The sequence below is a fragment of the Aurantimonas sp. Leaf443 genome (genome assembly GCF_001425575.1).
Lineage (GTDB): Bacteria > Pseudomonadota > Alphaproteobacteria > Rhizobiales > Rhizobiaceae > Leaf443.
This window is the reverse complement of the sequence record NZ_LMRD01000007.1, coordinates 184,438-206,547: the sequence shown is the minus strand read 5'-3', so window position 1 is coordinate 206,547 and position 22,110 is coordinate 184,438. Positions and strand designations below refer to the sequence as shown.

23 protein-coding genes and 1 pseudogene are annotated in these 22,110 nt (G+C 70.9%); 16 read left to right on the top strand and 8 right to left on the bottom strand.

The features are described from left to right. Nucleotides 1-19: 19 nt before the first annotated feature. The 6 genes from urtB to ASG48_RS09185 all read left to right on the top strand — a co-directional run bounded on the left by urtB (nt 20) and on the right by ASG48_RS09185 (nt 5,825). Nucleotides 20-1,660, top strand: a complete 1,641-nt coding sequence (urtB, locus tag ASG48_RS09210; RefSeq protein ID WP_055848477.1) for an urea ABC transporter permease subunit UrtB — start codon at nt 20-22, stop codon at nt 1,658-1,660. After that, nucleotides 1,657-2,814, top strand: a complete 1,158-nt coding sequence (gene urtC / locus ASG48_RS09205) for an urea ABC transporter permease subunit UrtC (protein WP_055848476.1) — start codon at nt 1,657-1,659, stop codon at nt 2,812-2,814. The genes urtB and urtC overlap by 4 nt, the downstream gene beginning before the upstream one ends. Nucleotides 2,815-2,843: 29 nt before the next feature. Next, nucleotides 2,844-3,743, top strand: coding sequence for an urea ABC transporter ATP-binding protein UrtD (urtD, locus tag ASG48_RS09200; RefSeq protein WP_082529373.1), 900 nt, complete (start codon nt 2,844-2,846; stop codon nt 3,741-3,743). Between the two features lie 139 nt (nt 3,744-3,882). Next, nucleotides 3,883-4,578, top strand: coding sequence for an urea ABC transporter ATP-binding subunit UrtE (urtE, locus tag ASG48_RS09195; RefSeq protein WP_055848473.1), 696 nt, complete (start codon nt 3,883-3,885; stop codon nt 4,576-4,578). A 70-nt stretch (nt 4,579-4,648) separates the two neighbouring features. Further along, complete coding sequence (locus ASG48_RS09190) at nt 4,649-5,464, top strand: urease accessory protein UreD (RefSeq protein WP_055848470.1); 816 nt, start codon at nt 4,649-4,651, stop codon at nt 5,462-5,464. Between the two features lie 58 nt (nt 5,465-5,522). Then, on the top strand, nt 5,523-5,825 hold the full coding sequence (locus tag ASG48_RS09185; RefSeq protein WP_055848467.1) for an urease subunit gamma: 303 nt from the start codon (nt 5,523-5,525) through the stop codon (nt 5,823-5,825). Between the two features lie 31 nt (nt 5,826-5,856). On the opposite strand, the gene ASG48_RS09180 is transcribed toward ASG48_RS09185, so the two are convergent. Next, nucleotides 5,857-6,063, bottom strand: coding sequence for a hypothetical protein (locus ASG48_RS09180; protein ID WP_055848465.1), 207 nt, complete (start codon nt 6,061-6,063; stop codon nt 5,857-5,859). 289 nt (nt 6,064-6,352) lie between these two features. On the opposite strand from ASG48_RS09180, the gene ASG48_RS09175 reads away from it, so the two are divergent. Continuing rightward, nucleotides 6,353-6,664 carry an urease subunit beta gene (locus ASG48_RS09175; RefSeq protein ID WP_055848464.1) on the top strand — a complete coding sequence of 104 codons (312 nt, stop codon included), beginning with the start codon at nt 6,353-6,355 and terminating at the stop codon, nt 6,662-6,664. Nucleotides 6,665-6,856: 192 nt separating this feature from the next. Next, nucleotides 6,857-7,834, top strand: coding sequence for a YbhN family protein (locus ASG48_RS09170; protein ID WP_055848461.1), 978 nt, complete (start codon nt 6,857-6,859; stop codon nt 7,832-7,834). A 97-nt stretch (nt 7,835-7,931) separates the two neighbouring features. On the opposite strand, the gene ASG48_RS09165 is transcribed toward ASG48_RS09170, so the two are convergent. Then, nucleotides 7,932-8,504 (bottom strand): hypothetical protein, encoded by a 573-nt coding sequence (locus ASG48_RS09165; protein WP_055848458.1) that lies wholly within the window; start codon nt 8,502-8,504, stop codon nt 7,932-7,934. A 182-nt stretch (nt 8,505-8,686) separates the two neighbouring features. Further along, the gene (locus ASG48_RS09160; protein WP_055848456.1) at nt 8,687-9,181 is read right to left on the bottom strand and encodes a hypothetical protein; all 495 of its coding nucleotides are present in this window, start codon (nt 9,179-9,181) and stop codon (nt 8,687-8,689) included. 156 nt (nt 9,182-9,337) lie between these two features. Here ASG48_RS09160 and ureC point away from each other — a divergent pair, with 156 nt between their 5' ends. The 4 genes and pseudogenes from ureC (at nt 9,338) to ASG48_RS09140 (ending at nt 12,380) form a co-directional block, all read left to right on the top strand. Then, on the top strand, nt 9,338-11,050 hold the full coding sequence (gene ureC, locus ASG48_RS09155; RefSeq protein ID WP_055848453.1) for an urease subunit alpha: 1,713 nt from the start codon (nt 9,338-9,340) through the stop codon (nt 11,048-11,050). Between the two features lie 14 nt (nt 11,051-11,064). After that, complete coding sequence (locus ASG48_RS09150; protein WP_082529372.1) at nt 11,065-11,514, top strand: DUF29 domain-containing protein; 450 nt, start codon at nt 11,065-11,067, stop codon at nt 11,512-11,514. Between the two features lie 81 nt (nt 11,515-11,595). Beyond that, nucleotides 11,596-12,024 (top strand): annotated as a pseudogene (locus tag ASG48_RS09145) (DUF29 domain-containing protein); the annotation flags it as partial. Beyond that, a complete protein-coding gene (locus tag ASG48_RS09140) occupies nt 12,021-12,380 on the top strand; it encodes an MliC family protein (protein WP_055848451.1) in 360 nt (119 codons plus the stop codon). The pseudogene ASG48_RS09145 and the gene ASG48_RS09140, both read left to right, overlap by 4 nt. Here ASG48_RS09140 and ASG48_RS09135 read toward each other — a convergent pair. Beyond that, nucleotides 12,370-12,999 carry a hypothetical protein gene (locus tag ASG48_RS09135; protein ID WP_055848449.1) on the bottom strand — a complete coding sequence of 210 codons (630 nt, stop codon included), beginning with the start codon at nt 12,997-12,999 and terminating at the stop codon, nt 12,370-12,372. The two genes, ASG48_RS09140 and ASG48_RS09135, sit on opposite strands and share 11 nt — an antisense overlap. A 95-nt stretch (nt 13,000-13,094) precedes the next feature. Here ASG48_RS09135 and ASG48_RS09130 point away from each other — a divergent pair, with 95 nt between their 5' ends. Genes ASG48_RS09130 through ASG48_RS09115 form a run of 4 tightly spaced genes read left to right on the top strand, consistent with a single transcriptional unit; the run spans nt 13,095 to nt 16,210 of the window. Beyond that, entirely contained in the window at nt 13,095-13,556 is a 462-nt protein-coding gene (locus ASG48_RS09130; protein WP_055848447.1) for an urease accessory protein UreE, read from the top strand. A gap of 28 nt (nt 13,557-13,584) precedes the next feature. After that, nucleotides 13,585-14,247, top strand: a complete 663-nt coding sequence (locus ASG48_RS09125; RefSeq protein WP_244486844.1) for an urease accessory UreF family protein — start codon at nt 13,585-13,587, stop codon at nt 14,245-14,247. Continuing rightward, complete coding sequence (gene ureG / locus ASG48_RS09120; protein ID WP_055848440.1) at nt 14,244-14,876, top strand: urease accessory protein UreG; 633 nt, start codon at nt 14,244-14,246, stop codon at nt 14,874-14,876. Before ASG48_RS09125 ends, ureG begins: the two co-directional genes overlap by 4 nt. After that, complete coding sequence (locus ASG48_RS09115; RefSeq protein WP_055848437.1) at nt 14,873-16,210, top strand: 8-oxoguanine deaminase; 1,338 nt, start codon at nt 14,873-14,875, stop codon at nt 16,208-16,210. The genes ureG and ASG48_RS09115 overlap by 4 nt, the downstream gene beginning before the upstream one ends. Nucleotides 16,211-16,447: 237 nt before the next feature. On the opposite strand, the gene ASG48_RS09110 is transcribed toward ASG48_RS09115, so the two are convergent. The 4 genes from ASG48_RS09110 to puuE form a co-directional block, all read right to left on the bottom strand. Next, on the bottom strand, nt 16,448-18,979 hold the full coding sequence (locus ASG48_RS09110) for a membrane-bound PQQ-dependent dehydrogenase, glucose/quinate/shikimate family (RefSeq protein WP_055848435.1): 2,532 nt from the start codon (nt 18,977-18,979) through the stop codon (nt 16,448-16,450). 156 nt (nt 18,980-19,135) lie between these two features. Next, nucleotides 19,136-19,633 (bottom strand): ureidoglycolate lyase, encoded by a 498-nt coding sequence (locus tag ASG48_RS09105; RefSeq protein ID WP_055848432.1) that lies wholly within the window; start codon nt 19,631-19,633, stop codon nt 19,136-19,138. Continuing rightward, nucleotides 19,630-20,649 carry an allantoicase gene (gene alc, locus ASG48_RS09100; RefSeq protein WP_055848429.1) on the bottom strand — a complete coding sequence of 340 codons (1,020 nt, stop codon included), beginning with the start codon at nt 20,647-20,649 and terminating at the stop codon, nt 19,630-19,632. The genes ASG48_RS09105 and alc overlap by 4 nt, the downstream gene beginning before the upstream one ends. Next, nucleotides 20,646-22,085, bottom strand: a complete 1,440-nt coding sequence (puuE, locus tag ASG48_RS09095) for an allantoinase PuuE (protein WP_055848426.1) — start codon at nt 22,083-22,085, stop codon at nt 20,646-20,648. The genes alc and puuE overlap by 4 nt, the downstream gene beginning before the upstream one ends. Between the last annotated feature and the right edge of the window lie 25 nt (nt 22,086-22,110).

Genomic DNA, 22,110 nt, shown 5'->3' with positions numbered 1-22,110 from the left:
AAACAGGCGAGCGATCCCCATGCGTTCGGACCGGACCGGCCCTTCGGCCCTCCTGCGTCTCTGCCTCCTGGCGCTCGGCGCGCTGGTCCTGTCGCTGACCTGCGCCGCGGCGGCCGACCTTGCGCCCATCGTCCAGAAATTCGGCGGCAAGCAGGGGTTCGAGACGACCGAGAGCGTCGTCGGCGAATTGACGGCGACCGGCGATCCGGCGGCCGCCACTGCCCTGAACGCCCTTTCGGGCGGCGATCTCTACTGGCGCAAGACCGATCAGGCCGTGTTCATCGGCCGCGAATCCGGTCGCGACCTGCAGCTTCTCGACCCCGTGACGGGCGCTTCCGCCGGCACGGCGCCGAAGGCCGACTTCACCAAGGTGCGCATCAACAACAACCTGCGCCGCGCCATCACCGCCGCGCTCGGCGGGCTGACGCTCGGCTCGCCCGATCCGGCCGTGCGCCTCCGCGCCGCGCAGACGCTCTTCGCCTCCGCCGACCCGCAGGCGCTGCCGAGCCTCGAGGCGGCCATCGCGCGCGAGGCGGACGCCGGCATCCGGACGCGTCTGGAAGAGGCGCGCGCCGCCGCGCTGCTCGCCTCGCCCGCCGCTTCGGCCGACGACAAGGAGGCGGCCGCCCAGACGCTCGGCGCGCGCGGCGACCGCGAGTCCCTCACCATCCTCAACCGCTATGCCGGCACGCTGGAGCCGGGCGAGGTGAAGAGCGCCGTCACGGCCGCCGCCGCGTCCATCGAGGGGCGCATCGCCTTCTGGAACCAGATGCAGACGGTCTGGTTCGGCCTGTCGCTCGGCTCGGTGCTGCTCCTGGCGGCCATCGGCCTCGCCATCACCTTCGGCGTCATGGGCGTCATCAACATGGCGCATGGCGAGATGGTGATGCTCGGCGCCTACACGACCTTCATGGTGCAGGAGGTCATCCGCGCCCATGCGCCCTGGCTCTTCGACTGGTCGCTCGCCATCGCCCTGCCGCTGGCCTTCCTCGTCTCCGGCACGGTCGGGCTCGTCATGGAGCGCGGGCTGATCCGCTTCCTCTACGGGCGCCCGCTGGAGACGCTGCTCGCCACCTACGGCGTGTCCTTGATGCTGCAGCAGGGCGTGCGCACGATCTTCGGGCCGACGAACCGCGAGGTCGGCAACCCCACCTGGATGTCCGGCGCCTTCGACGTCGGGCTGATGTCGGTGAACTGGAACCGGCTGTGGATCATCCTCTTCGCCTTCGCCGTCTTCGCCGGCCTCCTCTACGCCCTGAACCGCACCCCGATGGGCCTGCAGATGCGCGCCGTCACGCAGAACCGGCGCATGGCTTCGGCCATGGGCATCCGCACCCCCTGGGTGGACGCCATGACCTTCGCGCTCGGCTCCGGCATCGCCGGTATCGCGGGCGTCGCGCTTTCCCAGGTCGACAACGTCTCGCCCAATCTCGGCCAGGGCTACATCATCGACAGTTTCATGGTCGTCGTCTTCGGCGGGGTCGGCAATCTCTGGGGCACGTTCGTCGGCGCCATGTCGCTCGGCATCGTCAACAAGCTCCTGGAGCCCTATGCGGGCGCCGTGCTCGGCAAGATCGTCGTGCTCGTCCTCATCATCCTCTTCATCCAGAAGCGCCCGCGCGGTCTCTTCGCCCTCAAGGGAAGGTTCGTCGACGCATGATCCTCGCTCGCTTCCTTGGGCCCCGCGTCTGGTTCGTCGTCGCAGCGCTCCTGGCCGCCGCCGTCCTCGTGCCCGTCGCCACGCTCGTGCTGCCGCCCGACAGCGCCTTCGCCATCCCGCCCTATGTCGTGCCGCTCATCGGCAAATATGTCTGCTACGCGCTCCTGGCGCTGGCGCTCGATCTCGTCTGGGGCCATGTCGGCATTCTCAGCCTCGGCCACGGCGCCTTCTTCGCGCTCGGCGGCTATGCGATGGGCATGCATCTCATGCGCCAGATCGGGCCGCGCGGCGTCTACGGCAACCCGGTCCTGCCGGACTTCATGGTGTTCCTCAACTACCAGGAACTGCCCTGGTTCTGGCTCGGCTTCGACCAGTTCTGGTTCGCCGCGCTCATGGTGGTGCTGGTGCCCGGGCTGCTGGCCTTCGTCTTCGGCTATTTCGCCTTCCGCTCCCGCGTCACGGGCGTCTATCTGTCGATCATCACGCAGGCCATGACCTACGCGCTGCTGCTCGCCTTCTTCCGGAACGACATGGGGCTCGGCGGCAATAACGGCCTGACCGACTTCAAGGAACTGCTCGGCCAGCCGCTCTCGGCGCCGCAGACGCGCGCCGGCCTGTTCTCGGCGAGCTGCGTCGCGCTGGCGCTCGGCGTCCTTCTTGTCGGCTGGATCACTCGGTCGAAGCTCGGCAAGCTGATGGTCGCGGTGCGCGACGCGGAGAGCCGCACGCGCTTCATCGGCTGGCGGCCCGAGCGCGTGAAGCTCTTCGCCTTCACCGTCTCGGCGGTGATGGCGGGCATCGCGGGCGCGCTCTACGTGCCGCAGGTCGGCATCATCAATCCCGGCGAGTTCGCGCCGGTGAACTCCATCGAAGTCGTGGTCTGGGCCGCCGTCGGCGGGCGCGGCACCATTCTCGGGCCGATCCTCGGCGCGCTCCTCGTCAACACCGGCAAGACGATCTTCACCGCCGCCGCGCCCGAATTCTGGCTCTTCGTCCTCGGCGGGCTCTTCGTCTTCGTCACCCTGTTCCTGCCGCGCGGCATCGTCGGAACGATCGACCACGGCTGGAAGGGGCTCGGCGCGCGCCGCGCCTCGCGCCAGGCCGAGAAGGGCATCGCCGCGCCGGCGCCGGCCCTTGCGAACCCGGCGGAGTGACGCCTGTGCCGACACGAAGCGAGGCCGAGATGACCGCCGCCGCCCAGGCCGCCACGCTGAACGCGCCGCAGGGCCTGCCAAACGCGGCCGGCCCTGCGGACGCCGTGCCCGCGCCGCGCGTCTCGCCGCACCCCTACGCCACGCAGCGCGCGGCCGAACGTGCCGCTCTCGCCGCGCAAGGCTCGGCCCGGCGCGAGACGCTCCTCTATCTCGACGGGGTGACCAAGACCTTCGACGGGTTCAAGGCCATCAACGGCCTGTCGCTCGTCATCCAGAAGGGCGAGATGCGCGCCATCATCGGCCCGAACGGCGCGGGCAAGACGACGATGATGGACATCATCACCGGCAAGACGCGACCCGATACGGGCGAGGTCTTCTTCAAGGGCGAGACCGACCTCACGCGCCACGACGAGCCCTCGATCGCCTCGATGGGCATCGGGCGCAAGTTCCAGAAGCCGACCGTCTTCGAGAGCCACACGATCGAGGACAATCTGCGCCTCGCTCTGTCCGGCTCGCGCTCCATCCTCGACGCGCTCGTCCATCGCAGGACCGCCGCCGACGCCGCCAAGATCGACGAGATCCTCGCCGTCGTGCGCCTCTCCGCCAAGCGCTCGACCATGGCCGCCGATCTCAGCCACGGCCAGAAGCAATGGCTGGAGATCGGCATGCTGCTCGCGCAGGACCCCGAACTCCTCCTCGTCGACGAGCCCGTCGCCGGCATGACCGACGCCGAGACCGAGGAGACGGCGCGGCTCCTGCGCGAGATCGCCCAGACGCGCTCGGTCGTCGTCGTGGAGCACGACATGCATTTCGTGCGCGCGCTCGGCGTGAAGGTGACGTGCCTGCACGAGGGCTCCGTTCTCTCCGAAGGCACGCTCGATCACGTCTCGAACGACCCGCGCGTGGTGGAAGTCTATCTCGGGCGTTGAGCCACGACGCCTTGCCCGTCCGAGCGACCCAGACCACGGCGCCGTTCCGCTCCCGGCGGGGAGAGGAAGGCGGCATCGATGCCCCGCCCATCCGCGAACGGAGCGGCGGGCACAGTCCAGCGAGAACCGGAACCCGTCCATGCTGACCGTCTCGAATGTCGATCTTTACTACGGCGCCGCGCAGGCGCTGCGGGGTGTGTCCCTCGAGGCGAAGGAAAGCCAGATCACCTGCGTGCTCGGGCGCAACGGCGTCGGCAAGACGAGCCTGATGCGGGCCGTGGTCGGCCAGCAGCCGATCCGCTCCGGCGACATCTCGCTTGGCGGCGTCTCGCTCGGGCGCGAGGCGCCCTACGGGCGGGCGCGGCGCGGCATCGGCTTCGTGCCGCAGGGGCGCGAGGTCTTCCCGCTCCTCACGGTGAAGGAGAACCTGGAAACGGGCTACGCGCCGCTGAAGTCGAAGGACCGCTCGATCCCGCCGGAGGTCTTCGAGATGTTCCCGGTGCTCAAATCCATGCTCGGCCGGCGCGGCGGCGATCTCTCCGGCGGGCAGCAGCAGCAGCTGGCCATCGGCCGCGCGCTCGTCACGCGTCCGAAGCTCCTCGTGCTCGACGAGCCGACCGAGGGCATCCAGCCCTCGATCATCAAGGATATCGGCCGCGCCATCCGCTACCTGAAGACCGAGGCGGGCCTCGCGATCCTCCTCGTCGAGCAGTATCTCGATTTCTGCCGCGAGCTCGCCGACAAGGTCTACATCATGGATCGCGGCGAGATCGTCTTCGACGGCCCGGCGGAGGGGCTGGACGATCCGGAGGTGCGCCGGCATCTCACGGTCTGAGCCCTTGCCGCCCGGCGGGCGACCTGCCATCAGCCGCGCGGGAACGGGCGAGGCGAACGGACGGCATTCCATGGACGATGCGAAGCCCGCTCCGGCCCTCCAACGCGCGCGCGGCTCGGCGGGCGCCGTGCTGCAGCGGGTGGGCGAGACGACGCGGCTGCGGCGCCTTCGCCAGGAAGGCTGCCTCAAGCTGCGCTTTCCGCGCGTCGCCGCAGGGCCGCTCGAGGCCGTCACCATCAACACGGCGGGCGGGCTGACCGGCGGCGACCGCATCGATCTTTCCCTCGCCCTCGAGGCGGGCACGCAGGCGAGCGTGACGACGCAGGCCGCCGAACGCGTCTACCGCGCCCGCGACGGCGCGGCCGAGGTGACGAACCGCATCGAGATGGCGCCCGGCGCGAGCCTCTCCTGGCTGCCGCAGGAGACGATCCTCTTCGAGGGCGGCCGCCTGCGGCGGCGCCTCGAACTCGACTGCACGGCGGACGGGCGGTTCCTTCTCTGCGAGGCGGTGCTGCTCGGGCGCGCCGCCATGGGCGAGAGCGTGGCGACGGGCCTCTACCGCGACAGCTGGCGCGTGCGCCGCGACGGGCGGCTCGTCTTCGCCGAGGAGATGCGGCTGGAGGGCGATCTCGCCGCCACGATCGCCTCGCCTGCCGGCCTCTACGGGGCGGGCGCCTTCGCCACCGTTCTCTGGCAGAGCGAGGGCGGGGCCGAGCGCGTGGAGAACCTGCGGGCCATGGCCGGACCGCTCGGCGGCGTCAGCGCCTTCGACGGTCTTCTCGTCGCGCGGCTCCTGGCGCCGAGCGGCCTCGACCTTCGCGCGCGGCTCGTGCCGCTCCTGCGCGCTCTTTCAAACACGGGCCTGCCGCGCCTATGGTGGCTCTGACCGCCGCCCCGCGAAGACGCGGGCCGGCGCACCGGGCGATGCGACGAAGGATGACAGGATGCAGCTGACACCGCGGGAAAAGGACAAGCTCCTCGTGTCCATGGCCGCCGAAGTGGCCCGCAAGCGTCTGGCGCGGGGCGTGAAGCTCAACCATCCCGAGGCGATCGCGCTCATCTCGGACTTCGTCGTCGAGGGCGCGCGCGACGGTCGCTCGGTGGCGGATCTCATGGAGGCCGGCGCCCATGTCGTCACCCGCGCGCAGGTGATGGAGGGCATCGCCGAGATGATCCACGACGTTCAGGTGGAGGCGACGTTTCCCGACGGCACCAAGCTCGTGACGGTGCACGAGCCCATTCGCTGACGGCAGGCGATGCGCGCCCGCTCCGGCGGGCTTACCGCATCCCGGCGAGGCGGGCGTTTTCTTCGGCCTTCGGGACCGACACGAAGCGGTAGCCTTCCTCGATGCGCGAATAATAGGCCGGGCCCACCGTGCCGTTCAGCGTGACCTGACGCAGGATGAGGGGCTCGGAGAGCCCGGCGGGGCTCGAGATCGCCTGCGTCGAGAACAGGATGGCCATCATGGCCAGCCACTTCGTCATGTCGAAAGCTCCAGGTCTTCGTCTTGCGGGGAGGGCGCCCGACGGGTCCCGCCTGTCCGTCATCCACTGGTCCTGAAATAGCAGAGGGCGCTTTCCGGTTCCTTGCCCGGTCACACTCGGCCTCACGAGTTCGTGCGGGCAGGCTTAATGGGCTCTTTCGGGCGGGGCGGCGGTCGGCTTTCGGGCTTTGCCCCCGGCATCGGACGCGCTATCGCTGGTAGGAACGGTATGGGCCGGAAACCGTCCCGCCCGTGCCGACCCGCCCGGCGGCCGTCTGAAGGAGATCGCGATGAGACCCGGAGAAATCATGGCCGCCGCGGGCGAGATCGTCCTCAACGACGGTGCGCCGACCGTCACGCTCGAGGTGGCCAATACCGGCGACCGGCCGATCCAGGTCGGCAGCCACTATCATTTCGCCGAGACGAACGCCGCGCTCTCCTTCGACCGCGCCGCCGCGCGGGGCCACAGGCTTGACATCGCGGCCGGCACGGCGGTGCGCTTCGAGCCCGGCCAGAGGCGCGCGGTCACGCTCGTGCCGCTTTCGGGCGCGCGGCAGGTCTTCGGCTTCAACGCCGCCGTCATGGGGCCGCTCGACGCCTGAGGCGCCCGCCGTCGCCCCGGCACAGGGCCGGGCGGCGCCGTCGCCTTCGCCCGGAACGGCCGGGCGCCACTTCCTCGACGGGTCGGGACGCGACAGGGTGCGCCGGCCCGACCCCTATCACCGGAGACGAACGCTGAGACAGTTGGGCACGACGCGAGCACGGATGGCGCCGGCGACGGGAACGGACCGGCCATGAAGCTCAAGGATCTCGCCTGGACCTTCGTGGGGCTCGCCGCGGTCGCCTTCTCGGTCTGGCTGCTCTACCACGAACTGCGCAGCATCTCGGTCGACGACGTCCTGGCGGGTCTTGCCGCGATCACGCCTCATCAATGGCTCCTGGCGGTCCTGTCGACGCTCCTCGCCTATGCCGCCCTCGCGGGCTACGACCGGCTGGCGCTGCATCATCTCGGCCGCAAGCTGCCCTTCGCCTTCATCGCGCTCGCCTCCTTCACGACCTATGCGCTCGCCCACAATATCGGCGCCTCCGTCATGTCGGGGGCGGTGGTGCGCTATCGCGCCTATCGCTCGAAGGGGCTGGACAGGGGGGAGGTCGCCGTCCTCATCGGCTTCTGCTCCTTCACCTTCGCGCTGGGCGTGGTGCTGCTCGGCGGGCTGGTGCTTCTGGCGCGCCCGCATCTGGCGGGCGTCTTCTTCGACTGGATCTCGCCGAACGCCTCGCGGGCCGCCGGCATCCTGATGCTCGGCTTCGTGGCGCTCTACGTGTTCGGCAGCTGGCGCAATCTCGCGCCCCTGCGCCTCGGCAAGTTCCACGTCGCCTATCCGCGCCTGCCGATCGCGCTGCGCCAGCTCGTCATCGGTCCGCTGGAGCTGATCGGGGCGGCCGGCATCATCTATTTCGCGCTGCCGGAGGCGGGCAATCCCGGCTTCGTCGCCGTGCTCGGCATCTTCCTCGCCTCCTTCTCGGTGGCGCTTCTCAGCCACGCGCCGGGCGGCCTCGGCGTTCTGGAGGTCGTGTTCCTCCTCGGCATGCCGCAGGCCAATCCGGCCGACGTGATGGCCGCGCTCCTCGTCTTCCGCCTTCTCTACTTGATCGTGCCCTTCGCTTTGTCGCTGATCGTCGTCGTCGGATTCGAGCGCGCGAAGTTCATCGAGGCGCGCCGACGGCCGCCGGGAATGGCCGCACGCGGCGGTGACGGCGGCGGAGACTAGGCCGTTTCAGGTTCCCTCCATCCCGGCGAGGATGCCGGGGACCCGAACGGCACCGAGGCGCGGGGGCCGCGCGAGGCGGCCCCGCCCGGGCCGGCCGTCAGCTGCCGTCGCCCAGAACGCGGCGCACGCCGCCCAGATCGACGCCGACGCGGGGCTCGGGGATGCGATAGTCCTCCGGCCGTCCGGCGCCCGCCGTGTAGCTCGTCTCCGAGGAGCCGGTCGCCCCGCCGCCGAAGCTCGTCGCCGAGCTGGTGCCGAGATTGGTCGTGCCGGAACGGGCCGCGACGCCGGCATTGACCGAATTGATGGTGCTGGAGCCCTCGGTCGCGAGCGACTGCGTGGCGCTGCCATCGGCCGACCCGCCGCTCGTCGTGCCGCCCGAGCCCGAATCGGAGGCGCCGGCAGAGGACAGCCCGTCGCCCGAGACCGACCCCGAAAGGCCGGAATTGGCGCCGATGGGGCCGGTCACCGTCGAGCTGCCGCCCGCCCCCGACGAGCCGAGACCGGAGGAGCCGCCGCCGATCGAACCGCCGCCCACCGAGGAGCCGCCGACCGAGGAACCGCCCCCGCCGCCGACGCCTCCCGACGAGCCGCCGACACTTTGCGCCGAAGCACCGCCCGCCGCCACGAGCGCCAGGAGGGAGAGGCCTGCAAGCGTTGCCTTGTTCATGGCGCGTGTCCTTCTTCGTGTCCTGGTGCTTCGGTGCGATGCCGGGTGCGGCGTGCCGGAGGCCGAGGGATGGTCGGCGAGACGCCGACCTTCTGCAAGCGGAAGGTGGAGCGGGCCATTCGGTTCCCTTCCGCCGCCGCGAGGGCCTCGTCCGCCGCGGGGATGGCGGCCGACGCCTCCCGTCAGCGGGCGGGCGCGCGCCGGATGATGGCGCGGCTCGGTCCCTGCGAGCGGCCGCGCGTCACCGCGCTGCCGCCGATGGACGCCGCGCCGTCGCGGGCATAGACGCCGGCGGTCGAGGGATCGAGCGCCGAGCGGCCCTCGCGCGCCCGCAACTCGATGGCGCCCTCGTCGGCGAGATCGCGCCCGACATTGGGGATGCGGGGCCTCAGATAGCTGTCGTCGTAGTCGCGGCCGTAGGCACGCTCCTCCACCGTGTCGCCGAAGACGCGCACGTTGGGGATCTGGCGGCCCTTCGGCAGGACCGGCGCCCCGTCGATCCGCATGCCGGAGACCGAACTGCCGGGCACGGTGGCGATCGGCCCGGTGCCGAAGGCCTGCGCCAGCGCGAGCGAGGGAAGGCCGAGGGACAGCGCGAGAGCGAGCGGCAGGCGTATGGCGGCCCGGCGCCCGGCGCCCTGGCATGGCCTGCCGTCGTGTCTGAAGGAGGCTGTCATCGCATCGTCCCCGGCGGCGGCGGGCCGCGTCCCGCTTCTAACATGGGGTGCCGGCCCGTGCCGGGGAAGACAAGGCTTCGCGAGCGTCCTATGGTCTCCGGTATGGTGCGCCGCAGCGTTCGCGGGCCGCACGCGAGAAGGGAGAGCCCACGCCCCATGCCCGCCCGAATGTCCCGTGCCTCCTACGCCGCCATGTTCGGCCCGACCACCGGCGACCGCGTGCGCCTTGCCGATACCGACCTCGTCATCGAGGTGGAGCGCGACTTCACCCTCTACGGCGAGGAGGTGAAGTTCGGCGGCGGCAAGGTGATCCGCGACGGCATGGGCCAGAGCCAGGCGAGCCGGGCGGACGGGGCGGTCGACACGGTCATCACCAACGCGCTGATCGTCGACCACACCGGCATCTACAAGGCCGATGTCGGCCTTCGCGACGGGCGCATCCACGCCATCGGCAAGGCCGGCAATCCCGACACGCAGCCGGGCGTGACGATCGTCGTCGGCCCCGGCACCGAGGCCATCGCGGGCGAGGGCAAGATCCTCACCGCCGGCGGCATCGACTGCCACATCCATTTCATCTGCCCCCAGCAGATCGACGAGGCGCTGTTCTCGGGCGTCACCTGCATGGTCGGCGGCGGCACGGGCCCGGCGCACGGCACGCTCGCCACCACCTGCACGCCCGGCCCCTGGCACATGGCGCGCATGATCCAGTCGCTCGACGCCTTCCCGATGAACGTCGTCCTCTCCGGCAAGGGCAACGCCTCGCGGCCCGCCGCCCTCGTCGAGATGGTGAAGGCGGGCGCCGGCGCCCTCAAGCTGCACGAGGACTGGGGCACGACGCCCGCCGCGATCGACTGCTGCCTGACGGTCGCCGACGAGTTCGACGTGCAGGTGATGATCCACACCGACACGCTGAACGAATCGGGCTTCGTCGAGGACACGGTCGGGGCCTTCAAAGGGCGCACCATCCACGCCTTCCACACGGAAGGGGCGGGCGGCGGCCACGCGCCGGACATCATCAAGGTCTGCGGCCTGCCCAACGTCATCCCCGGATCGACCAACCCGACCCGGCCCTACACGGTGAACACGCTGGAGGAGCATCTCGACATGCTCATGGTGTGCCACCATCTCGACGCCTCGATCCCCGAGGACATCGCCTTCGCCGAGAGCCGCATCCGCAAGGAGACGATCGCCGCCGAGGACATCCTCCACGACATCGGCGCCTTCTCCATCATCTCCTCCGACAGCCAGGCCATGGGCCGCGTCGGCGAGGTCGCCATCCGCACCTGGCAGACGGCCGACAAGATGAAGAAGCAGCGCGGACGCCTGGCGCAGGAGACGGGGGAGAACGACAATTTCCGCGTGCGCCGCTACATCGCCAAATACACGATCAACCCCGCGATCGCTCAAGGGCTGGCGAAGGAGATCGGCTCGGTGGAGGTCGGCAAGCGCGCCGATCTCGTGCTCTGGGACCCGGCCTTCTTCGGCGTGAAGCCGATGATGGTGCTGCTCGGCGGCACGATCGTCGCAGCGCCCATGGGCGACCCCAACGCCTCGATCCCCACGCCCCAGCCCGTGCACTACCGCCCGATGTTCGGCGCCTTCGGCAAGGCGGTGGGCGCGAGCGGCGTCACCTTCGTCTCCAAGGTGGCGCTTCAGGACGGCCTGCGCGACCGGCTCGGCTGCGAGAAGACGTTCCTGCCCGTGGAGAACACCCGTGGCGGCATCTCCAAGGCCTCGATGATCCACAACGACGCCACGCCCCATGTGGAGGTCGATCCCGAGACCTACGAGGTGCGCGCCGACGGCGAACTCCTCACCTGCGAGCCCGCCACCGTCCTGCCGATGGCGCAGCGCTATTTCCTGTTCTGACGCCAGGCTCTACTGTGAACGACCTCTACGAGACCGACTTCTACGCCTGGACGCAGGACCAGGGGGCGCGCCTGCGTGCCCGCGCGGGCTTCGACAATCGCGGCGACATCGACTGGGAGAACGCGGCCGAGGAGATCGAGAGCTTGGGCCGCAGCGAGAAGCGCGAGATCGAGAACCGCCTCGCGATCCTCGTCCTCCATCTCCTGAAATGGCGCTACCAGCCCACGCGACGATCGCGCAGCTGGCAGGCGACGATCATCGAGCAGCGGCGGCGGATCGCCCGCGAGGTTCTGGCAAGTCCAAGCCTTGCCGCCTATCCCGCCGCGGTCCTGGCCGAGGAGTACGACTTCGTCCGCCGCAAGGCCGCGGTGGAAACCCGCCAGCCCGAAACGCTCTTCCCGCCGCGCTGCCCGTTCACGATCGAGGAGATCCTCGATCCCGCCTTCTACCCCGAAGAGTCCTGAGCGAACGGAGGCAAGCGGCGGCGATCTCTCGCCGCTCTCCGGTCTTCAAGCTTCGCCTTTTCCGACGACCTCTACGAGACCGACTTCTACGCCTGGACGCAGGACCAGGGGGCGCGCCTGCGTGCCCGCGCGGGCTTCGACAATCGCGGCGACATCGACTGGATTCACGCGGCCGAGGAGATCGAGGGCGTGGGCGCCAGCGAGAAGCGGGAATTGCGAAGCCGCCTGAAGGTGCTTCTCCTTCATCTGCTGAAATGGCGCCATCAGGTCGAACGCCGCTCGAAGAGCTGGCGGCGCTCGATCGACGACCAGAGGCTGCGCATCGCGATGGTGGTGGAGGACAGTCCGAGCCTCGTGGCCTTTCCCGCAAGCGCTTGCGACGCCGCCTACCGTCTCGCGGTCTCGGCCGCCATCGCTGAAACCGCGCTCGACGAAGCGGTCTTTCCCGAAGCGTGCCCGTTCACGATCGAGGAGATCCTCGATCCCGCCTTCTATCCGGAGCCGCAATGACGCGACGATTTCTTCTGGCGGCGTGGCTTCTGGGCGCTTCTTCGGCCGTCGCGCTGGCGCAAGGCGCGTCCGGCCTGACGCTGGAGCTCGAGGGCCCCGCGCAGCGCACGCGCGTCGCCTATGCCTGCACGAACGGGCCGGACCTCACCGTCGAATATGTCAACCTGCCCGGCAACACGATGGCAATCCTGCCGGTCGAGGGGCGGGCGACCCTCTTCGTCGGCCTCCTCTCCGCCTCCGGCGCCAAATACGCGTCCGGCCCCTATGTCTGGTGGACCAAGGGCAATCGCGGCGATCTCTACGACGAGCGGGTGGGCGACCCGAAGCAGAACGTCGTCTGCCGCGTCAGGCGCTGATGACCGCCTCAACGGCGCTCGGGTGAAGCATCGGCGCGTAGCCCGAGCGGAGCGCGGCGATGCTGAGCGCGGGCGTCAGCACGGCGACGGCGCCGCGGGGAGCGCGTCTCGGTTTCCCGTAGCCGTCGAAGCCGAAGGGCAGGAGACGACCGCCGAGGAGGAGATGGGCGCTTCCCTGCGCGAGCACGAAGGCCCCGTCCGGCAGGTCCGCCACGCGAGCGGACGGACGGCGCTGGCCTCCCGTCGCCGGATCGATGCGGCTGTCGTGCAGATGCGCGTCGAGGCGCGGGGCGGGAAGGTCGTCGCCGAGCGTGCCCGCGAGCGCGGCGCGAAACCGCCGGAAGTCGGCCCGCCGGCATTCGGCGCAGGGGCGGTGGCCGGCGGCGAGCGCCACGGCCTCGTCGAGGAAGAAGAGTTCGGTGTAGCGGCCGGGCGCCATCACCGCGCGGCGGCGCCCCTTGAAGGCGAGCGAGCAGGCGATCCAGGCGCGGTGGCGCCAGCGCGCCGGGCCGAGGCGGCGGTCGGCGCCATGCAGGATGCCGCGATTGCCCATGAGCGTGCCGCGCGCGGGTTCGGCCTCGATCTCGCCCGTCGGCGCGACGCGGTTCTGCAATGCCATCGCCTGCCTCTCCTCTCCGGCTTGCCCGGGCGCGCCGAGGCTTTCCGGGCCGGCGCGATTGCCCTATCACTCAACCGTTCAACGGAGAGCGTGGCATGATCGTGGGAAGTTCCGTCCGGCGGAAGGGCACCTGGGAAACCGCCGCCGACACGATCACGCTCGACGAGACGATGCGCCACCGCCGGCGCATGGCGATGGTGAGCGACGGCGGAATCGCCTTCCTGCTCGATCTGCCCGAGGCCCGGCTGCTGATGGACGGCGACGCGATCCTCCTCGACGACGGGCGGCTGGTGGCGGTCCTGGCCAAGCCCGAGCCCCTCTACGCCGTGACGGCGCACGGGCCCCGCGACCTTCTCGCGCTGGCCTGGCAGATCGGCAACCGGCATCTGCCGACGCAGATCGAGGCCGGGCGGCTGCTGATCCGGCGCGATCCGGTGATCGCGGAGATGCTGCGGGGCCTCGGCGCCCATGTCGACGAGGTGGAGGCCCAGTTCAACCCGGAAGGCGGCGCCTATGGCGGCACGCCCGAGGCGCACGCCCATCCGCACGAACACTGAGCCGCGCGCATCCGACGGGAGCGGGGGCTTGCCGGGGCCGGGGCTGGCGCGTCTTCTCACCCTCTTCTCGCCCGCCTTTCCCATCGGCGCCTTCGCCTGGAGCCACGGGCTGGAGGCGGCGATCGCCGAGGGGCGGCTGGCGGACGGGCCGGGCGTCGAGGCCTGGATCGCCTTCCTTCTCGCGCGCGGCAGCGGGCGCACCGACCTCGTTCTCATGGCCGAGGCCCATCGCGCCGCTCGGACCGGCGACGCGCCGCGGCTCGGCGCGGTGACCGCGCTGGCGACCGCGCTCGCCGGCGGAGCGGAGCGCCGGGCCGAGACGCTGGCGCTGGGCGCGGCCTTCGTCGAGGCCTCGCGGCCCTGGGGGGAGGGCCTGTTCGAGCCCGGCGAGGCGCCGGCCTATCCGGTGGCCGTCGGACGCCTCGGCGCCCATCTCAGCCTTGCCCTTCCCGACACCGCGCTCGGCCTCGCGCACGGCTTTGCCGCCAATCTCGTCTCGGCCGCCCTGCGTCTCGTGCCGCTCGCGCAGAGCCGCTCGGTGGTGGTCCTGCGCAATCTCGAGGGCCCGATCGAGGCCGCGGCCCGTTTCGCCGCGCGCTCGACGCTGGACGATCTGGGCTCGGCGAGCCTAGTCTCCGACATCGCCGCGCTGCGGCACGAAGCGCTGGAAACGAGGCTGTTCCGCTCATGACCTCCAGACACGGACCCCTGCGCGTCGGCATCGGCGGCCCCGTCGGCTCCGGCAAGACGACGCTCGTGGAGAAGCTGTGCAAGGCCGCCTCCGCGCATTGGTCGATCGGCGTCGTGACGAACGACATCTACACGCGCGAGGATGCCGAGGCGCTGGTGCGCCGGCAGGCGCTGTCGGCCGACCGGATCGTGGGCGTGGAGACGGGCGGCTGCCCGCACACGGCGATCCGCGAGGACGCCTCGCTCAATCTCGCCGCCATCCGCGACCTCAACGCCCGCCATCCCGGCCTCGACCTCATCCTCGTGGAATCGGGCGGCGACAATCTGGCGGCGACCTTCTCGCCGGATCTCGTGGATCTCTCGATCTACGTCATCTCCGTCTGCCAGGGCGACGACATCCCGCGCAAGGGCGGGCCGGCCATCACGCGCTCGGACCTTCTCGTCGTCAACAAGACCGATCTCGCCCCCTATGTCGGCGCCGATCTCGACCGCATGGCCGAGGATGCGCGCAAGGGCCGGGGCGAGCGCGTCACGCTCTTCTGCGACCTCTCGCGCGCACGGGGTGTGGAGGAGATCCTCGCCTTCCTCGCCTCGGCGGGCGGCCTCTCGCCGGCGCGCGCCGCGGCATGACGCGCCTCTTCCTGAAGGACCCGCTGGCGATCCTGGGGCAGGGTTGCGAGGGCGGGCTGGTGGTGGAGGACGGGCGCATCGCCGAACTCGTGCCGGCGGGCGCCGGACCCCGCGACCCGGTGGACGAGACCTTCGACGCCTCGCGCCACGTCGTCCTGCCGGGCCTCGTCAACACGCATCACCATTTCTACCAGACGCTGACGCGCGCCCATCCGCAGGCCATCGACCGGCCGCTCTTTCCCTGGCTGAAGGCGCTCTATCCGATCTGGGCCCGGCTCGATCCGGAGAGCTTCCGCCTCTCGGTGCGCCTCGCCCTGACCGAGCTTCTCCTCTCCGGCTGCACCACCGCGGCCGACCACCACTATCTCTTCCCCAGGGGTCTCGAAGACGCGATCGACATCGAGGCGCAGGAGGCGAAGGCGCTCGGCATCCGCGTGACGCTGACGCGCGGCTCGATGAACCTCAGCGAGAAGGACGGCGGCCTGCCGCCCGACACGGTGGTGCAGGACGAGGACGAGATCCTCGCCGACTGCGAGCGCGTCATCGCCCGCCACCATGACCGTTCCGAAGGCGCGATGATCCGCATCGCGCTCGCGCCCTGTTCGCCCTTCTCCGTCACCAAAGGGCTGATGATGAAGAGCGCGGCGCTTGCGGAAGCGCAGGATTGCCGGCTCCACACCCATCTCGGCGAGACGCAGGACGAGAACCGCTTCTGCCAGGCGCTCTTCGGCTGCCGGCCGGTGGATTATCTGGAAGAGGTCGGCTGGCTGCAGGACCGCACCTGGCTCGCCCACGGCATCCATTTCACCGCGGAGGAATGCCGCCGGCTGGGCGCCCACAAGGTCGGCGTGTGCCACTGCCCGGCCTCCAACGCGGTGCTCGCCTCCGGTTTCTGCCCGGTCAACGAACTGCGCGCCGCCGGCGCCCCCGTCGGCCTCGGCGTCGACGGCTCGGCCTCCAACGACGCATCCAACCTCATCGAGGCCGCCCGCCACGCCCTGATGGTCGGCCGCCTCAACTATCGCGCGGCCGACGCGGTGACGGCGCGCGACGTGCTCGCCATGGCCACCGCCGGCTCCGCCGCCTGCCTCGGCCGTGCCGACATCGGCACGATCGCGCCGGGGCTGCAGGCGGACCTCGCCTTCTTCACCCTCGACGAGCTGCGCTTCTCCGGCGCCCACGACCCCATCGCCGCCCTCGTGCTCTGCGGCGCGACCCGGGCCGACCGGGTGATGGTGAAGGGCAGGTGGCGCGTTCTGGACGGCGCACCCGTCGGCATCGACGTGGCGCGACTGCGCGCCGAGCACGGGGCGGCGGCGCGCAGGTTCGCGTGAGGGGGAGGCACTCGAAGGGCGGGGACATGCGTTCCTGCATGGACGGCAAACCCTACCGCCGCGCGTCTGGAACGACCCATCATAGCCTGTTCCGCGCGGCGCCCCAGCGTTTGCCGGCACCGCACGACATGGCCCGACGGGCCGGGTCATAGGCGGGCCTGTACAAGTCGCCTCGAAAGCCGACCAGGCCTCGGTGTCTTCAACCGGCGCCGGATCGTCTCCGGCGCCGCGGGCGCGTCACGGCTTGGGCAGCGCGTAGGCGATGACCGAGTCGCCGCGCTTGGTGCCCAGCGAGCCGTGGCCGCCGGCGATGGCGAGGACGTATTGGCGACCGTCGGCGCCCTCGTAGGTCATCGGGGTGGCCTGGCCGCCGGCGGGCAGGCGCGCTTTCCAGATTTCCTCGCCCGTCGCGGCGTCGTAGCCGCGCAGGTAGTCGTCGATCGTGCCCGACAGGAAGGCGACGCCGCCGGCGGTGAGGAGCGGGCCGCCGAGATTGGGCACGCCCATCTCGAAGGGCGGCATCGGGAAGGGCGCGGCGTCGCGCACCGTGCCGTTCTTGTGCATCCACACGACGCGACCGTCGGTGAGGTCGGCGCCGGCGACATAGCCCCAGGGCGGCGACTGGCAGGGCAGGCCGAGGACGGAGGTGAAGGGCGAGAGCTCGATCGCGTAGGGCGCGCCGAAATTCTCGTTCAGCGCCGGCAGGGCGCCTTCGGGCGGCGTCTTGTTGACGACGAGCGCGGTGTCGTTCGGGCGCGGCACGAGCCGCGAGACGAAGGCGAGATAGGTCGGCGTGGCGAAGACCGTCTGGCGCACCGGATCGACGGCGACCGAGCCCCAGTTGAAGACGCCGAAATTGCCCGGATAGACCAGCGAGCCCTGCAGCGAGGGCGGCGTGAAGCGGCCCTCGTAGTTCAGGCCGTGGAAGGCGATGCGGCAGGCGAGCTGGTCGAACAGCGTCGCCCCCCACATGTCGCTTTCCTTCAGCGGCGGCGGGTCGAAGGAGAGGGCGGAGACGGGCTGCGTCGGCGCGGCCTTGTCGGGCTCCACCGCGCCGCCGGGAGCCGGACGCTCGACGACGGGCAGGACCGGCGTTCCCGTGCGCCGGTCGAGCACGAAGAGTTCGCCCTGCTTGGTGGGCTGGACGAGGGCGGGAACGGTCTCGCCGCGCACCGTCAGGTCGATCAGCGAGGGCTGGGCGGGCACGTCGTAGTCCCAGAGGTCGTGATGGACGGTCTGGAAGACCCAGCGTACCTCGCCGCTGGCCAGATCCAGCGCCACGACGGAGGAGGAGAATCGCTCCACCTCGGCCGAACGGTCCGCGCCCCACTGGTCCGGCGGCTGGTTGCCGAGCGGCACGTAGACGAGGCCGAGGCCGAGATCGGCCGCCGAGATCGACCAGGAATTCGGCGAGTTCGGCGTGTAGCGCTGGCCGGCAGGCAGCGGCGCCGTGTCGTCCGGGTTGCCCGAATCCCAGTTCCAGACGAGGGCGCCCGTGTCGATGTCGAAGGCGCGGATGACGCCGGAGGCTTCCTGCGTGGAGACATTGTCGAGGACGGTGCCGCCGACGATGACGAGGTTGTTCGCCACGATCACCGGCGAGGTCGAGTAGTAGGAGCCCGGATTCACGTTGGGCATGCGGTTCCAGAGGTCGATCTGGCCCGCGCCGCCTGCGAAATTGGCGCAGACCGCGCCGCTCTCGGGATCGAGCGCGATGATGCGCCCGTCGGCCGTCGGCATGAAGAGCTTGGCCGCGCATTGCGTCGTCGGGGCGTCCGCCGTGGCGGACGGCAGGTCGGCGGGCTCGGTCTCGGCGCCCGTCGTGGCGGCTGCGGCGTCCCGAGGCGCGGTCGGGGCGGCCGGCGCCGGCGCCTGGGCCGTCGCGGCCGGCGCGGTCGCACCCGTCGTGCCGCCGGGCGGCTGATAGGAGAGGCCGCGGCAGGTGAGATGCTGCAGCGCCAGCTCGCCGCGGATCTTCGGGTCATGGCGCCAGATTTCGGCGCCCGTCGTGGCGTTCAGGGCGATGACGCTCTGATGCGGCGTGCACAGGAAGAGGCGCTCGCCGATCTTGAGCGGCGTCACCTGGAAGGTTGTCTCCTCCGGATCGCCCGGCTGCGGCTCGTCGCCGGTCTCGAAGCGCCAGGCCTGTTCGAGGGTGGAGACGTTCTGCGGCGTGATGGCGGCGAGCGGCGAATAGCGCTGGCCGGCCTGCGTGCGGCCATAGGCGTGCCATTCCCCGTCGGGAATGCCGGACGGCGCGGGAGCGACCCCGCGCGGGCCGGGCAGGGTGCCGTCGACGCGATGGAGATCGGTGAACCAGGAGGCGCCGGCCACGACGAGCGCGATGACGAGGGCGGCCGAGAGGCCCGCGCCCGTGCCGCGCCGGAAGGAGGGATGAACCTTCACCCCGTCCAGCGCCTCGGCGACGTTGCGCACACCCAGCGAGCGCGTGACGGGCGGGAGAAGGAGAAGGGCGCCGAAGACGAAGATCACCCCGCCGCGCGCGGCGAGCGGCCACCAGTCGAAGCCGACCTCGAACAGGGCCCAGAGAAGCGTCGCCACGATGAGGAAGGCATAGGCCGCGAGCGCCTGTCGGCGGCGCCGGTAGAGGAGATAGGCCGTCAGCAGGAAGAAGGCGCCGGCAAAGAGGTAGTAGAGCGAGCCGCCGAGCGTGGCGAGCCAGAGACCCCCGCCCAGAAGCCCGAGGCCCATCAGGGCCATCAGCGCGGCGAGCACGAGCGCGAGAACGCGCGAGGCGGAAGAGGTCATGGCAGGTCCCCGGCAGGAACGCCGCCGCCCGGTGCCCGGCGGCGCGCGTCTGGCTGCGGCCCTTGCGGGCGCAACGTGCGGGAGAGATGTCGCGGCGCGGCAAGGCTTCAAGGCGCCGTCGCCGCGCGGCCGCGATTCAATGCGGCCGGCGGCGTCTCAGTACGAGAGAATCCGAACCGTCTCGAGGAACGCCTCCTCCAGATTGTCCCCCGGCCCGCCGCGATCGACGACGAGGAAGTCCGAGACCGCCTCCAGCGCCAGAAGCGGGTGGTGCCAGGTGCCGCGATGATAGGAGACGCCGAGGCCGCCCGTGGCGAGGAAGGCCAGCGGAGGGCCGGGTCGGCCGCCCTCGTCGGGGGCGACGACGACGAGATAGGGGCGCTCCGTCAGCGGCACGAAGGCCTGGCTGCCGAGCGGGTGGCGCTCCAGCATGGCGATCTCGATGGGCGCGGCGAAGGGCTTGCCACGGAAGATCGAGATGAGCGCCCGGCCGCCCCCGGCGGAGACGTCCACCGGGGCAATGTCGTGGAAGCGCGTGGTCGTGCCGCCGTTGATGAGGCGGATCTCGGCGGCGTTGTCGGGCTCGATCACCTCGCCGAAGGGGCGGAAGGCCTCGGCCGTCAGCGGCCGCGCCAGAAGGCTCGCGCCGCTCACGCCTTTCGGCCGTAGAGGCGCAGGCGCGAGACGCCGCCGTCGGGGAAGATGTCGAGCCGCACATGCGTCACGGGCCCGAGCGGCTCGACCTTGGCGATGTCGAGCTCGGCATCGGCGGAAAGCTTCGTCTCGGGCACGAGGATCGGCCAGGCCAGACTCTGCGCCTCGATCGCCTCGGGCGCCGGATCGGCGTCGAGCCGTGCGGCGCGCAGGGTGAAACGGTCGGGGAAGTTGCCCTTGAAGTGGCGCGTGTCGATGCGCAGGTGCTCGATCGTGCCGGCCGTGCCGAGACGGATCACCGACCAGTCGTTGCCGGGCCTGCGGCGGCGGGCCGTCTCCCAGCCATCGGCCATGACCGGCGCGCGGCCGGGCGCCAGCATGTTGGCGGGATGGCCGTAATGGGCGTCGTTCCAGGCGAGCGCGGTGCCGCCGTTGACCTGCGCGGCGAGATCGACCTCCTCGTCTGCGCCGACGGTCGACCAGTCCTTGGCGATCGTGCCGTAGACGCGCAGCCGCGCCACGCCGCCATCGGGATGGATGTGGAGGCGCAGCCAGCGGAACGGCCCGCTTTCCGCCGCCTGGAACAGGTTGTGCGAATCGCCCTTCAAGGGGCTGCGCGCCACGATCGTGCGCCAGTCGCCTTCGCCGGGCTCGCCCGCCGTGTCGGCGGCCTCGATCTCGGCCTCGGGCGGGAAGTTGCCGGTGAAGAAGGCTGTGTCCACGTCGATCGTGTCGATCGTGCCGCGCTGGCCGAGGCGGATGACGGCGTGGTCGTGGCCGGGCACGCGCTTGCGACGCGATTCCCAGCCGTCCATCCACTTGCCGTGGTCGTCGAAGCGGTCGGGATAGAAGACGGGCGCCTCGGGCGCGATCATGCGCGCCTTGTCGGCGAAGAAGTCGTCGGTGGCGAAGGTCACCTGCGTGCCGAGGCGGGGATGGGCGAGGTCCACGAAGCGCTTGAGGAGGTCGGCCGCCTCGGGCGCGGGCTTGGAGTCGATGAAGCGCTCGGAACTCATGTCGGGTCCTTGAAGATCTGTTCGATGCGAAGACGGGCGATGCGCTCGACCTGAGCGCAGGCCGTCGCGAATTCGGTGTCCCGGTCGTTGGCGACGCGCGTCTCGAAGGCGGCGAGGATGGCCTGCTTGTCGAGGCCCTTCACGGCGATGATGAAGGGAAAGCCGAAGCGCTCGACATAGGTCCCGTTGAGGGCGGTGAAGCGTTCGAGCTCCTGGGGCGTCAGGCGGTCGAGACCGGCGCCGGCCTGTTCGGCCTTCGACTCCGGCGTCAGGCCGCCGTCGAGCGCGAGGCGTCCGGCAAGGTCGGGATGGGCCTTCAGGACGCCGAGCCTCTCGTCCGGCGAGGAGCGGCGGAAGGCGTGGGTGAGGGCGGCGGCAAGGCCCGCGGCGCTGTCATGCGCGGCATGCAGGCCCGCGGCGGCGGCGCGCTCGGCGACGAAGGGCGAATGCTCGAAGACCGAGCCGAAACGGTGCACGAACTGCGTCTGCGTCATGAGGCTCGGCCGCAGGCCCGGCGCGTGGGGGAAGCGCTCGCGCCAGTGGCGCGCGATGTCCTCGCGCCGCGCCACCCAGACGCCGGGCCTGGACTGCACGTAGTCGAGAAAGCGCGCGAGCGCCGCGGCCCGGCCGGGGCGCCCGACGAGACGGCAGTGCAGGCCGACATTCAGCATCTTGGCCGCGCCCGCCTCGCCCTCGGCATAGAGGACGTCGAAACTGTCCTTCAGATAGGCGAAGAACTGGTCGCCCGAGTTGAAGCCCTGGGGCGTGGCGAAGCGCATGTCGTTCGTGTCGAGCGTGTAGGGCAGGACGAGGAGGGGCCCGTGCGGCGTCTCCTGCCAGTAGGGCAGGTCGTCGGCATAGGCGTCCGAGGCGTAGAGGAAGCCGCCTTCCTCGGCCACGAGGTTCAGCGAGTGCTGCGAGGAGCGGCCGGTATACCAGCCGAGCGGGCGCGAGCCCGTCACCGTCTCGTGGATGGCGATGGCCTCGCGCATATGGGCGCGCTCTTCCTCCAGCGAGTAGTTGCGGTAGTCGATCCATTTGAGGCCGTGCGAGGCGATCTCCCAGTCGGCGGCGAGCATGGCCTCCACCGCCTCGGGGCTGCGCTCCAGCGCGGTCGCCACGCCATAGACCGTCACCGGCAGGCCGCGTTCGGTGAACATGCGGTGGAGGCGCCAGAAGCCGGCGCGGGCGCCGTACTCGTAGATCGATTCCATGTTCATGTGGCGCATGCCGACCCAGGGGGCGGCGCCGACGATCTCGGAGAGGAAGGCCTCGGAGGCCTCGTCGCCGTGGAGGACCGCGTTCTCGCCGCCCTCCTCGTAATTGATCACGAACTGGACGCAGATCCGGGCCGTGCCGCCCTCGGGCGCGGGCCATTGCGGGTCCGGCGGCACGGGCCCGTAGCCGCGCAGGTCTCTGGGATAGCGTTCGGTCATCGACGAGGCTCCTCGGTGATGGTCC

Excerpts from the sequence above, each read along its gene's own strand:
- urtE (WP_055848473.1), top strand. The coding sequence starts at position 3,883 with ATGCTGACCGTCTCGAATGTCGATCTTTACTACGGCGCCGCGCAGGCG.
- ASG48_RS09170 (WP_055848461.1), top strand. The coding sequence starts at position 6,857 with ATGAAGCTCAAGGATCTCGCCTGGACCTTCGTGGGGCTCGCCGCGGTC.
- ASG48_RS09180 (WP_055848465.1), bottom strand. The coding sequence starts at position 6,063 with ATGACGAAGTGGCTGGCCATGATGGCCATCCTGTTCTCGACGCAGGCG.
- ASG48_RS09135 (WP_055848449.1), bottom strand. The coding sequence starts at position 12,999 with ATGGCATTGCAGAACCGCGTCGCGCCGACGGGCGAGATCGAGGCCGAA.
- alc (WP_055848429.1), bottom strand. The coding sequence starts at position 20,649 with ATGAGTTCCGAGCGCTTCATCGACTCCAAGCCCGCGCCCGAGGCGGCC.
- ASG48_RS09160 (WP_055848456.1), bottom strand. The coding sequence starts at position 9,181 with ATGACAGCCTCCTTCAGACACGACGGCAGGCCATGCCAGGGCGCCGGG.
- ASG48_RS09140 (WP_055848451.1), top strand. The coding sequence starts at position 12,021 with ATGACGCGACGATTTCTTCTGGCGGCGTGGCTTCTGGGCGCTTCTTCG.
- ureG (WP_055848440.1), top strand. The coding sequence starts at position 14,244 with ATGACCTCCAGACACGGACCCCTGCGCGTCGGCATCGGCGGCCCCGTC.
- ASG48_RS09110 (WP_055848435.1), bottom strand. The coding sequence starts at position 18,979 with ATGACCTCTTCCGCCTCGCGCGTTCTCGCGCTCGTGCTCGCCGCGCTG.
- ASG48_RS09115 (WP_055848437.1), top strand. The coding sequence starts at position 14,873 with ATGACGCGCCTCTTCCTGAAGGACCCGCTGGCGATCCTGGGGCAGGGT.
- puuE (WP_055848426.1), bottom strand. The coding sequence starts at position 22,085 with ATGACCGAACGCTATCCCAGAGACCTGCGCGGCTACGGGCCCGTGCCG.
- ASG48_RS09185 (WP_055848467.1), top strand. The coding sequence starts at position 5,523 with ATGCAGCTGACACCGCGGGAAAAGGACAAGCTCCTCGTGTCCATGGCC.
- urtB (WP_055848477.1), top strand. The coding sequence starts at position 20 with ATGCGTTCGGACCGGACCGGCCCTTCGGCCCTCCTGCGTCTCTGCCTC.
- urtD (WP_082529373.1), top strand. The coding sequence starts at position 2,844 with ATGACCGCCGCCGCCCAGGCCGCCACGCTGAACGCGCCGCAGGGCCTG.
- ASG48_RS09175 (WP_055848464.1), top strand. The coding sequence starts at position 6,353 with ATGAGACCCGGAGAAATCATGGCCGCCGCGGGCGAGATCGTCCTCAAC.
- urtC (WP_055848476.1), top strand. The coding sequence starts at position 1,657 with ATGATCCTCGCTCGCTTCCTTGGGCCCCGCGTCTGGTTCGTCGTCGCA.
- ASG48_RS09130 (WP_055848447.1), top strand. The coding sequence starts at position 13,095 with ATGATCGTGGGAAGTTCCGTCCGGCGGAAGGGCACCTGGGAAACCGCC.
- ASG48_RS09190 (WP_055848470.1), top strand. The coding sequence starts at position 4,649 with ATGGACGATGCGAAGCCCGCTCCGGCCCTCCAACGCGCGCGCGGCTCG.
- ureC (WP_055848453.1), top strand. The coding sequence starts at position 9,338 with ATGCCCGCCCGAATGTCCCGTGCCTCCTACGCCGCCATGTTCGGCCCG.
- ASG48_RS09165 (WP_055848458.1), bottom strand. The coding sequence starts at position 8,504 with ATGAACAAGGCAACGCTTGCAGGCCTCTCCCTCCTGGCGCTCGTGGCG.